Origin of the sequence: Fibrobacter sp. (genome assembly GCF_045112255.1) — a bacterium.
Taxonomy (GTDB): Bacteria; Fibrobacterota; Fibrobacteria; order Fibrobacterales; family Fibrobacteraceae; genus Fibrobacter.
Window position 1 is genome coordinate 1 of the sequence record NZ_JBGUHR010000040.1, and the last position, 12006, is coordinate 12006.

General features: G+C 48.8%; 9 protein-coding genes and 1 pseudogene. 8 read left to right on the plus strand and 2 right to left on the minus strand.

Going from position 1 to position 12006, the window contains the following annotated elements:
* Positions 1–331, plus strand: a pseudogene (locus ACJMM9_RS04645) (hypothetical protein); the annotation flags it as partial.
* A gap of 55 nt (positions 332–386) precedes the next feature.
* Here the strand turns inward: ACJMM9_RS04645 and ACJMM9_RS04650 are convergent.
* Positions 387–1721, minus strand: coding sequence for an MATE family efflux transporter (locus ACJMM9_RS04650; protein WP_405324278.1), 1335 nt, complete (start codon positions 1719–1721; stop codon positions 387–389).
* 138 nt (positions 1722–1859) lie between these two features.
* Entirely contained in the window at positions 1860–2345 is a 486-nt protein-coding gene (locus ACJMM9_RS04655) for an acyl-CoA thioesterase (protein WP_290764973.1), read from the minus strand.
* Between the two features lie 61 nt (positions 2346–2406).
* Here ACJMM9_RS04655 and ACJMM9_RS04660 point away from each other — a divergent pair, with 61 nt between their 5' ends.
* From ACJMM9_RS04660 to ACJMM9_RS04690, 7 genes are all read left to right on the plus strand, one after another.
* The gene (locus tag ACJMM9_RS04660) at positions 2407–2547 is read left to right on the plus strand and encodes a hypothetical protein (protein ID WP_012820363.1); all 141 of its coding nucleotides are present in this window, start codon (positions 2407–2409) and stop codon (positions 2545–2547) included.
* Between the two features lie 132 nt (positions 2548–2679).
* Positions 2680–6888 (plus strand): DUF3418 domain-containing protein, encoded by a 4209-nt coding sequence (locus ACJMM9_RS04665; protein ID WP_405324281.1) that lies wholly within the window; start codon positions 2680–2682, stop codon positions 6886–6888.
* Positions 6875–7729 carry a hypothetical protein gene (locus ACJMM9_RS04670; protein ID WP_405324283.1) on the plus strand — a complete coding sequence of 285 codons (855 nt, stop codon included), beginning with the start codon at positions 6875–6877 and terminating at the stop codon, positions 7727–7729. Before ACJMM9_RS04665 ends, ACJMM9_RS04670 begins: the two co-directional genes overlap by 14 nt.
* On the plus strand, positions 7729–9012 hold the full coding sequence (locus tag ACJMM9_RS04675; RefSeq protein ID WP_405324285.1) for a peptidylprolyl isomerase: 1284 nt from the start codon (positions 7729–7731) through the stop codon (positions 9010–9012). Before ACJMM9_RS04670 ends, ACJMM9_RS04675 begins: the two co-directional genes overlap by 1 nt.
* 1 nt (position 9013) lies before the next feature.
* Positions 9014–9703 (plus strand): cell division ATP-binding protein FtsE, encoded by a 690-nt coding sequence (ftsE, locus tag ACJMM9_RS04680; RefSeq protein ID WP_073425045.1) that lies wholly within the window; start codon positions 9014–9016, stop codon positions 9701–9703.
* A 72-nt stretch (positions 9704–9775) separates the two neighbouring features.
* Positions 9776–11137, plus strand: coding sequence for a fibrobacter succinogenes major paralogous domain-containing protein (locus ACJMM9_RS04685; protein WP_405324288.1), 1362 nt, complete (start codon positions 9776–9778; stop codon positions 11135–11137).
* 18 nt (positions 11138–11155) lie between these two features.
* The gene (locus tag ACJMM9_RS04690; protein WP_405324290.1) at positions 11156–11986 is read left to right on the plus strand and encodes a fibrobacter succinogenes major paralogous domain-containing protein; all 831 of its coding nucleotides are present in this window, start codon (positions 11156–11158) and stop codon (positions 11984–11986) included.
* Positions 11987–12006 lie beyond the last annotated feature (20 nt).

The window sequence follows — 12006 nt, forward strand, 5'->3', positions numbered from 1 at the left end:
TGTGAACACGGTGTTCGAACTCTTGTTTTCGACAGCGAAATTGGCTAAATTATCGAAAGAGGAACAGAAAATGATCGATGAAGCTCAAAAAGCCAAATGGGACAACTACGCAATCCATAAGGCGGCTATTGATAGCGGCTTGCGTCAGGGCTTGCAACAAGGCTTGCAACAAGGTTTGCAACAAGGTTTGCAACAGGGGCTGAATGTTGCTAGGCAAGAAATGGCGAAGAAAATGCTGTTGGATAATGAATCTGTTGATAAAATCGTCAAATATACTGAACTTTCTGAAGCAGATGTCCTCGCTATTAAGGCTGCTCTCGACCAATCGTAAATTGTCGAAGCTCTTTAGTTAAAAAGTCCGGCTTTCCCGCCGGACATTTTGCTTATTAAACAACCGCTTTGCTTTTCCAGCGGCCACTGCGCCAACGCCAGATGTTCGCGAACGAGCGGTAGAATTCGTCTGCAGCCATGCCAAGCCAAAGGCCGGGGAGCCCGAGTCCAACGACAAACGCGAGGATAAGCGAAGTCGCAAGGCCGAGTGTCCACATCATGCCGCTACCCACGAGGGCCGGGAATTTGGAATCGCCTGCGGCACGGAGCGATGTGGTGACGATAAAGTTTACGGCTTTGAACGGTTGCACGGCAACATCGCACCAGAGGCAAATTTTTCCGAGGCGGAGTACTTCGGGATTGTCGGTGTAGAGTCTCAGCAGGTGTTCTCCGAGGAGTGCAACTGCGACGGATAGCAAGAAACCGCTGATGATGCCCACGGCGAGTGTCTGGTGAACGCGGCGGTTTGCTTTGACGTAGTCGTGCGCGCCGACGAGGTGCGCTACGAGAATCTGGTTGCCGCTGCCGAGGCCGACTCCGAGAATGACGGAGAGTGCGGCAAAGTTCCCTGCGAACACGCGGGCGGTCATGGCGGTTGTGCCGATATAGACGACCATTGCGGTGATGTACACCTGGAAAAGCTGGAAGCTGATGGGTTCTGCGGCGGCGGGGAGGCCAATGCGGATCCAGTCAGGCAAGAGTACGCGGGTACGTTTCCAGTCGCGAATTTTGCTGTGGTGGTGCACTTTGAACTTGAGCACAAGCCAGAGAATGCACGAAGAAATGAGCCAGGAAAGTGCGGTCGCGAGAGCGACTCCGTGAACGCCCATTTTCGGAAGTCCGAAAAGTCCTTCGAGGAATACGACGTTCAAGGCGGCGTTTGTGGCAATCGTGAGTGTGTTCCCGACAAAGTTCCAAATGGTAAGGCCGTGTGTCGCGATGAGGGCGGTCAAAATGGTTTGCAAGGCGCGAAAGGCGAACCCGAACGAAACAACGCTTAAAAATTGCGTGGCAAATTCAGCAGGTTCTTCGGTGAGTCCCATCCATTGCGGAATGTTCCCGGAAAGCGGATAAATGATGAGCGTGAGCGCGATGCCGAGAAGAATGCTCCCGAAAAGGACCATCGTCTGTGTGCTGCTCGCGTGGCTGTTCTGCTTGGCGCCAATGTACTGCGAAACGATGCTAGCGCCGGATTGTGCGAAGGCGTGGAGTGCTGTAAAAAGTGCCCCGAGAATCGGGAGCATGGCGCCAACGCCTGCGGCTGCGGTTTCGGAAGTGCGCGACAAGAACCAGCTGTCCATCATGGGCTGGATCATGCTCACGGCAAAAGTGAGAATTAGCGGCCACGAAAGGCTGATGAGCGAACGGTCCTTGACGTCAATCTGTTTCATGTGTAAAAATCTAGAAACAAAAAGGACCCCGTCAAAGGGCCTTTTTGATGAAAATGTTTTCAAGTGTATCCAGTGTTTTTTTCAGACGAGAGAACGAAGCTCTTTTGTCATCCCGGACTTGTTCCGGGACGAGAGAATTTATTTGTTTTCTAGAGCTGTTGCCAGTTTTTTCTTGGCTTCGCGGCGGATGCCGGCTTCTTCGTAGCGGCGGATTTCGTCTTCGGTTTCAGGGATGATGGAGGGAATCGGGGTCGGTCTTCCGTTCTCGTCCAAGGCGACAAATGTCATATAAGCGTGGCAGATGACTTCTGGCTGCCAGGACACTTGCGGGTCAATTCCCAAGACCTTCACTCCGATTTCCATGGAGGTATTGAAGGCTCGGTTGACGGAAGCTTTAATGGTAAGAATCGTGCCGACAGTAGCGGGCTTGAAAAAGCGCACGTTGTCGATTGAGACCGTTGTGACCTTGCGTCTGGAATGAGTGCAGGCGGCAATGCAGGCGGCCTTGTCGAGAAGCGATGTCAGGTGTCCGCCGAATACAAAATTGTAGGCGTTGACGTCGGAGGGGTGAACGATGTCGCGGGTTTCAACTTGAGATTGCTTGACTGTCTTTGCGTTTTCCATATCCGAAAAATAAATATTGTCGTGGGTGAGCAGGGCCTTGAATTTCTATATTCGGGTTATTATGGAAGAAAAAAAGACTTATAGAGAAGTGATGCCGGGCGAACTCCCGTGCGAAGTGCCGGAATGTGACGGCGTGATGGTCGTAGACCCCGATAACAGCTACAAGCTCACCTGCGATAAGTGCGGGCATATTAAGGAATGAGTTCTGAGTTAAACTGGAGTAATTAGGAGTGCGGAATTCGGAGTTCGGAATTAAATAAATCGCGGCAAAGCCGCCAAATAAAAAATTCCTATATCCTATTTCCGAATTAGTTTAGTAACTAAATATCTCGTAATGCAATTAACCGACTTGAAAATTGAGTACCCGGAGCTTCCCGTTGTTGAACATCGGGAGGAGTTTTTTGAGCTTTTAGAAAAACATCAAGTTATCATCGTCAAGGCCGATACCGGTTCCGGCAAATCCACACAATTACCCAAATTTTTGTTAGAATATTTTCTAGACGAAAGACGACAACAGCATAAAGCGAGAGTCGCGACCAACGAAGTTGGGCATGATCGAGCTGAGCTGTTGGCACGAAGTGCAAAGACGAAAGACGAGAGAATTGCTGAAGGTGAACATCTTCGCAGTGTCATCCTGAGCGAAGGGCGTAGCCCGGAGTCGAAGGATCCAGTAAAGTTCAAAATCGGTGTGACGGAGCCTCGGCGTTTGGCGGCGATTTCTATTGCCGACCGCTTGCGTGAAGAACTCAAGGACGAAGAACTCGTCTCGACGAAGATTCGTTTCTGGGAACAAGGTACAAATGAAGCCCCCATCAAGGTGATGACGGACGGTATCTTGTTGCAGGAGTTCCGCAAGGACCGCTTGTTCCGGCAGTACAACGCGATTATGATTGACGAAGCGCACGAACGCTCGTTGAACATCGATATCTTGCTTGGCATTTTCAAGACGGTACTTTCGCGTCGTCCAGAATTCAAGTTGATTGTTGCATCGGCAACGCTTGACGCAAAGCTTTTTGAAGAGTTTTATGACAACAGCTGCGTGATGGAGGCCGAAGGCCGCACGTACCCTGTGGATGTCGAGTATTATTTCTTAGACGAGAGAACGGTCGGAACCCTACAGACGAGAGACGAGAGAGGCTTCGGTCGTGACATCTCGGGCAAGGGCGATTCGGGATTGATCGAAGAAGCGCGAGATGCGATTCTCGATTTGGAAACGCGCCATCGTGACCACTTGCTCTGCTTTTTGCCGACAGAACGCGACATTCAGGATTTGGCCGGCGAACTTGCGCACGAACTAGATGCTGCGACTTTTGATGTGCTCCCGCTTTACGGGCGCATGAGTCCTGACGAGCAGCGCCGCATTTTCAAGCATACGGGCAAGACTCGTGTGGTCTTGGCGACGAACATTGCTGAAACATCACTCACGATTCCGGGAATTGCTTACGTTGTCGATACGGGTATGGCCCGAATCTCGCGCTACAATGCGCAGGCGAGAATCCAGGGGCTTCCCGTCGAAGAAATTTCGAAGGCCAGCGCGCGGCAGCGCACTGGACGCGCGGGGCGCGTGAAGCCCGGCGTGTGCATTCGCCTTTACTCTCCCGAGAATTTTGAAAAGCGCGATGAATTCACGGAGCCTGAAATTCGCCGTAGCAATCTCGCGAACGTTGTTTTGCAGTTGCGCAGTCTCGGGCTGGAGCTTGAAAACTTCCCGTTCTTGCAGTCACCTCCGCATTCGGCATTCCGAGGCGCATACAAGACTTTGTTTGAACTAGGCGCACTCACGGCCGACAATTCTAGCGGTCACGTGACCAAGCTTGGCCGCGATATGACGCGCCTCCCGATGGACGTTTCGCTTTCGGCGGTGCTTTTGCGCGCCCGTGATTTGGGCGTTTTGCAGCCGGCGCTTATCGTGTGCTCGGCGCTTAGCATTCAGGACCCGCGTGTGGTGCCGAACGATGAGCCGGAACGCACTCGCGTTCGTCAGTTGCACCGCAAATTCTGCGGTCACAAGAGCGACTTCCTCGTTTACGTCTCTATGTGGAATGCGTTCTGCACGGACTGGGACGGCAAAACTTGGAATAAACTCCGCAAGTTCTGCGATAAGAACAGCATGCACTTTTTGCGCTTACGAGAATGGGTGGATTTGTACGAACAGTTCAGCCGCATTCTTGAAGTGAAGTTTGAAAATAAAGTTTGTCCGTTCGATTCGTTCCATCGCGATAATTTGCACATTGCGCTCCTCTCCGGATTCTTGGGCGGGATTGCGCATCGTGATATTGAAAACGGCTGTTACCGCCTGGTCAGTGGTCGTGAAACGCACGTGTTCCCAGGGAGCGATTTGTACGCGAAAAGCGTGGAATGGCTGTTCAGTGCCGAGGTGCGCGAAACAAGCCGTACCTTCCTCACGAAGGCCGCCGAAATCAAGCCGGAATGGATTTTGCAAGTGGCAGAACCGTTCTGCACGCGTCGCTGGTTTGAACCGACGTGGAACAAGGAACGCGGCTTTGTTGAAGCGGTCGAAGAAGTGAGCTTTAGAGGGCTTGTGATTAGCCGTGGCCATCGCGTGGATTACGCTCGCGTGAATCCCGAAGACTGCGCCCAGATTTTTTGGCGCGAAGCGGTGGTGATGGGCGAGGTGGCAAGGCCTTTCGATTTCATGACGCATAACGACCGCGTCGTTGAAAATCTGCATGCTCTCGAAGCGCGCAAACGACAGTTCGGGCTTGCTCCGAGCGAAGATGCTCTTGTGGAATACTACACGCGAATTGCGGGTAACGTCAATTCGATCAAGACGCTCAAAAGCTACATCTACGAGCACACCGACCAGTTCTTAAAATTCGATGAAAAGTATTGGCTGGATTTGTTAGACGAGAGAACGCTTGCGGGCTCGCTACAGACGAGAGACGAGAGAGGGTTTAATCGCATTGTCATTCCGGGCTCCGTCCAGGAATCGCCATCTCGTCAAAGAAAGGGGAATCTCGATCAAGTCGCGATTGACAAGCGTGGAAACGCCCCAGTCCCGACTCTCGGCGGTTCCATCGAACATTTCCGCATTGGCGAGCGCGTTGTCACGGGCGAGATGGTTTTTGATGCGACTCGTGATTGCGATGGCATTACGCTCAATTTGCCTTATGACTTGCTGACTGAAATCTCTCCCGCAAAATTTGCGATGAGTATCCAGCAATGGCGCGAATGGATGATTGAATCCGTGATTCGCGAAATGCCCAAGAGCGTCAAAAAATTGCTCGAAGCCAAGCGCACGGCGATTGACGATGAATTCTTTGCCGCACTCGACAACTTCCCGCATAAAGCTCCGCTCTTGTTGCTTTACGAAGTGCTTTCGAATACAAAGGAAATCCGCTCGGGTGCAAACGGCGCAAGCATTGACGTTCCGACGGTGAATCCCGACAAAGAAAATCATTTGCGTTTGCATTTGGTTGTTTCGAAGACCGGCTTCCCGGAACCGTATAAACTTGAAATTAGCCCGGAATGGGGTTCTTACCGTATGTTCCTGGCGGTTCGCCCGGCATTGGTGACGTTTGGCATTGACTTCCCGCTTGAAGGGATGCGATTTGGTTGGCGCCTTGGCGAGTCTGCGTTGATGGTTTCTGATGAATCGCGCTTCTGGCAGGCGTTCCGCAAGCGAGTGGAGGGCGCGCATCTCGAATCCGCAGCGCATCCCGAGACTGCGGCGCATTCCGCACAACAGAAAAATGCTCTCTCGGAAGAAAAGAAACAACTCATTGCTGACCGCTTGAACTTGCTTGAAATGAGCGGCGTTTTTGCGGATAATTTTGAAACGGCTCTCAAGATTTGGGTGGCTAAATCGCTCGCTGCCGATAACCTTGATGCGACCCGCTGTGTGCGCTTTACGGGGCTTGAATTCTCGCGTGGCAAAAAGATTCGCGACTTCAAGAGCCTTGCTGCAAACACCCGCAGCGAAGATGAAGAAATCCGCCTCTCGCTCGTGCGAGCTACATACGAATCGGGCCTTATCAGTGCTGACGCATTTGTAAAGTGCTGGAATTTGCTTAAAGATTTCAGCGTGGAAATGCGCAATGGGGGCGGTAAGTCGACCTTAAAAAATAAAACCATAATTGCGATCCATACGGCGTATCAAAAAGAACTTACTTTGTTTGAACGCCTGTGCATTCTTGCTGAAGTTTTAAATGTCGCTCTCACCATGGATGACCTCGGCGTATCTCGTAGTAGCAATGCGTCTCGCAATTCTAGCGCATCTCGCAACTCCAGCGCGTCCCACGAAAATACGGAACTTTCGGCCAATACCCTCCGCGAGTATTTCCGCCCGTACCTCAAGGCGCGTTACCTCAAGGACCACGAACTGAAAAATGCCCGTGAACTCCTCGGAAAAATCGACCGTACGCCAACGGATGACCCGGAATTTGCAGAACTTTACTTGCAGGCAAAGGCTTTGCTTGAAGATTTTGAAATACTCAAGTTCAAGCGCAAGGGAAATGACGTCGAAGATATCGTGGAAGAAGACGCTTTGGCAAGGTTGAAAGGTCGTTTTGGACGGCTTTAAGTACTCTGTTGGCTTTGAATTTGCTAAATTTGTCGCGATGAAATCCCTGATCCACATATTGCTTGTCTTTTGTTTGGCGTTGATTGCCGCTTGCAAGTCCGAAGACCCTGTTATTGTTACGGTGGGCGACTCCAAGCTACATCAGTCGGAAATTTACACGTACGCTCCTGATTGGGATTCTTGGGGTGATAACGAGCGCATTCTTTTTTTGCAGCACTGGATTGAGGAAGAACTTGTCTACCAGCAGGCTGTGAAAAATGGAGCTTTGAAAGATTCCGCTTTAGTTCGGATGCTTGAACGCACGAAACGAAAAATTATTGCGGATTACTACATGCAGACCTTCCTCGATACGATGATGGTGAGCGATGGTGAAAAAATTGACTTCTACCATAAGAATCAGAACTTGTATTTGAATGGCAAAACTACGGTTTCGGGAGCGATTCTTTCATTTGCCGACTGGAAGTCTGCTGTGATTTATTACAAGGAATTCAAGAACACCAAGTTCGAATCGATTCCGCCTAACCATCGCCTGGTGAAGCGCATGAGGGAATTTGACGGTGTCGATAAAACTCCTGATCCGTGCATGATCCCATCGATCCGAGGCGCGGTTGTGGGGCGTATTACGCCGATGAAGGTTTGCGATGGGGCTGCTAAGATCGCTGTTGTGACAAGCCGTCTTGATTCTGCTGATGCGCGACCGCTCGACGAGGTGATTGAAGATGTTTCAATGCAAGCTTGGGTGGAACATCAGAAAGTCGTCCTGAAGCGACTCAAGGATGAATGGAAAACAGGGATTCCCATAATTACGAAGATGAACGTACTTAGTGAAAAGGAAAAATAATGATCAGTAATCGAATTGCCTCTTTAGTTTTTGCTTTTACTGTTGGCTGCTTTGCTGAACCCGTGTTGATGGAGGGCATTGCGGCTGTTGTTGATGGCAAGCCGATTATGCGTTCGGAGTTCATGAACAACCTTTACAGGTTCCAGGATACTCCTGAAGCTTCTAGTATGACGGAACAGCAGCAGAAAGAAGCTGTGCTGGACCGCATGATTGAAGAAAAGGTTTTGCTCAGTCGCATTGACCGTGATTCCATTGTAATTTCGGATGCCGAAGTAGACCAGCGTGTGACCAGCCACCTGCAGTCGATTGCCGCAAGCCAGAAAATTGACATGGCCACGCTTGAAAAGGCGGTGCGCGCTCAGCTCGGTCTTTCGATGGTCCAGTACCGCGAACAGCTGGGTAAGCAGATTCGCAATCACATGGAAATTTCCCGTGTGCGCCAGCTCCACGTGGGCACGATTCACCCGACCAAGAAGGAAGTGGACGTCTTCTATAAGGATTACAAGGACTCGCTTCCGCGCCAGTTCAACTGCGTTTTGTTGAGTCACATTCAGCTTCCGATTAAGCCAGATTCGATGGTGGTGGATTCCGTGAAGCGCGTGGCTGAAGCGCTGATCGATAGCCTCAACCTCGGTATCAAATTTGAACTTTTGGCTCAACGCCATTCGCAGGATAGCTCTGCCGCAAAGGGTGGCGACCTCGGTTACTTTAAGCGCGGCCTTTTGGATCCTGCATTTGAAAAGGCTATTGAGCATTTGAAGAATGGTCACTACGCATCGACTCCGGTCAAGACGGACTTGGGGTGGCATATTGTCCGTGTGCTTGGACGTAAGGAAGATGGTGTCCGTTCTGCTCAAATTCTATTGCGCACGATTCCTACTGCAAAGGATTCCGCTGCGGTGGTGGCTCTCGCTGATTCCCTCCGCAAGAGCATCAAGTCAAAGGATGAATTTGCAAATGCCGCCAAGAAGTTCAGCGAAGATAAATCCAGCAACTTCCAGGGTGGTTTGCTCGGCTGGTTCCAGCGTAACGAAATGGAACCTGCTTATGTGGATCCGGTCGCGAACCTGAACGTCGGTGAAATTTCTGAACCGGTCATGATTGATGGTGCTTACCACTTGTTCCGTCTCGATGATTCTCGCCAGGTGCGCGAACTCACGCTCGAAGAAGATTACGGCAAGATTGAACTCATGGCCGCAACGCACTTGGAAAATGAAAAGCTCCAGAAGCTCATCCAGAAGTGGCGCAAGGAAGTTCTCGTCGAAATCAGAATGACGGAATAGTATGATCCATTTTACCCACGTCACGAAATCTTACGAAGCCAACTGGAAGGCGTTGAATAACGTCACCTTCCGCATCAACAAGGGCGAGTTTGTTTTCTTGACGGGGCATTCCGGCGCCGGAAAATCGACGGTGCTGAAACTCATCTACATGGATGAACGCCCGGACGAACAGCGCGGCGGCCAGGTGATGGTCAAGTTCTCGGACAACGTCTTGTACGATAGCAAGAACACTCCGGACGATAGGATCCAGGCGCTTCGCCGCAAGATGGGAATTATTTTCCAGGACTTTAAGCTGTTGCCGGACCGCAATGTTTTTGAGAATGTGGCGCTTGCGCTCCGCATTGTAGGCACTCCGAGCAACAAAATCAACGCGGCTGTTTTTGACGCGCTTGCGCTCGTGGGCATTAGCCAAAAACGCTTTGCAATGCCTTACACGCTTTCGGGTGGTGAACAGCAGCGTGTGGCAATTGCCCGTGCGATGGTGCACAATCCGTATTTGCTTTTGGCGGACGAACCGACTGGTAACTTGGACCCGAAAAACGCTGAAGAAGTCTTCTGCATTTTTAAGGAAATCAACGCCCGCGGTACGACCATCCTCATGGCAACGCATAACCCGGACTTTTATTTGAACAGTCCGTTCCGCCGCCTTGAACTCAGTCACGGTGAACTCTTGAACAGAGATATCCTGTAACAAATATTCTATATTATTATCTTGTAGATAAGCTCTACGGGAGTACATAATTTGTTTTTGGAGGAATGAGAAATGCAAGATAGTTGCATCAAATGTCGTTCGTTGCTTTTTGTAGCACTCTTCATCCTTCTTTTCTCGGCCTGTACTGACAATGGCTCGCAAGCAGAAGATGATAACGATGATGGAAAGGTGTCCTCTGGAACATCGACTGATGAAAAAAATATTTCTGAAGTTAAGGATGGATTCCTTATCGATTCACGAGACGGTCATAAGTATAAGGTTGTAACTATAGGCAACCAGACTTGGATGGCAGAGAACCTGAATTATGCATATTTGGAACCTATGTACGGTAATGATTCATCAAGTTTCTGTTATAACAATGACCCTTCCTATTGTAAAAAATATGGCCGTCTGTATTTGTGGGATGCTGCAAAAGATAATGCTGGGCGGTTTAACTCAAACGAGAATATTGTGCGTGGTGTTTGCCCTTTGGGATGGCATCTTCCAACGAGAGATGAATGGGAAGAACTTTTGCTTACGACAGGTGGATTTTCTGTTGCTTATAGGACGCTCAAATCCAAGACGGGTTGGAAAGATAAAAAGGAACCTAATGACAACAATGGAACGGATGATTTTGACTTTTCGGTACTTCCGGCTGGTTTATTCTCCAACATATATGATAAAAATGGGGTGTATGATGAAGAGGGTGAAAAAGCAGCTTTTTGGTTTTATACGAAGAGGGCTTTAGCAAGCCCGACACCGTATTTTCTGTTTTTAAAGGACGATAATGTAGTTTATGTCGTTGTTTCGTCAAAGACTTACCAACAGCTAAAAGTATCGGTACGTTGTCTTAAAGATGTGCCTATGGAAAATGAAAATTCGGAAAAGTCAAAAGGGAAAAAAGGAAAATCTGGAAGTTTTACGGACTCTCGGGATGGAAAAACATATAAGACAATTCACATTGGATCTCAGACTTGGATGGCTGAAAATATGAATTATGAAACAGGGAATAGCAATTGCCCTTTAGATTCTGCTGGACTTTGTGATGAATTTGGTCGCCATTATGGTTTTTCTGCGGCGGTGGATAGTGCTTGCCCTGTTGGCTGGCATTTGCCTTCGGATCATGAATGGTCTGTTCTTTTTAACGAAGTTGGAGGTGTGCCAATAGCAGGTAAAATGCTCAAGTCTTCTACGGATGATTGGATTTATTATGATGGGGTCCGTGGTGGCGGTTCTGATGCTTATGGGTTCACGGTTCTTCCTGCTGGCGAAAGGGATGAATCTGTGTGGCGTAATGCCTTCTTTTGGAGTTCTACGAAAATGTCAAACTCCAATGATGCGTATGTTATGGGTATGTCTTTTATAGACGATCGTATTACGGTCTATAAGTGTGGTAAAAATTGTACTTTATCGGTTCGCTGTGTTGAAGATTAAAGTATGTTGAGGTTAAAAATGAATTTATCGAAATGGATCTTCTTAGTTAATTTATCCTGCATATCTTGCTCTATGATTGCTTGCGGTAACGATTCTTCATCTGGCGTTAATCAAAATAATGTAGATGAACATTTGAATAGTTCTTCATCGAGTAGTTTTGAACCTCCTGTGAAGCCTTGTAAAACCAAAACAAAGGATGAATGTGAATACGGTACTCTGAAGGATGAACGAGATGGCCAGACTTATAGGACTGTTAAAATAGGAAACCGGTGGTGGATGGCTGAAAATCTGAATTATGAGTATTTGTTACCAGAAAATTCTTTAGATACATTAAGCTCCTGTTATAATGATAGTTTGTCTTATTGTGAGAAATATGGTCGCTTGTATCGTTGGAGCGCTGCAATGGATAGTGCTGCGATTTTTAGTTCGGATGGCGAAGGTTGTGGCGATGAAAGATTGTGTAAGCCTAAATATCCGTTGCGTGGAGTTTGCCCTAAAGGTTGGTCTTTGCCGACTACATTGGAATGGAATAAAATGTTTGTAGCGGTTGGGGGGTATCAAACAGCAGCGTTGATGTTGAAAGCTGATAGTGGTTGGTTTAACGGCGGCGAAGGCCTAGATGCTTATGGTTTTTCTTTGTTGCCTGCGGGATTTGCTACGAAAACAGCAGAAAATTTTTATACTCGCATTGGTGATTACACTATCTTTTGGTCTTCTATAGAAATAAACAAGTTCCATTCGTCTTTTCTAAGCTTTAGTCGTTATGATGATACTGCTTGGGGTGATGATCATACTGTTCTGAATGGAAAACATGCACGATATTCTGTCCGCTGTATAAAGAATGATTAAGTTGTTTGATTGACATTTTG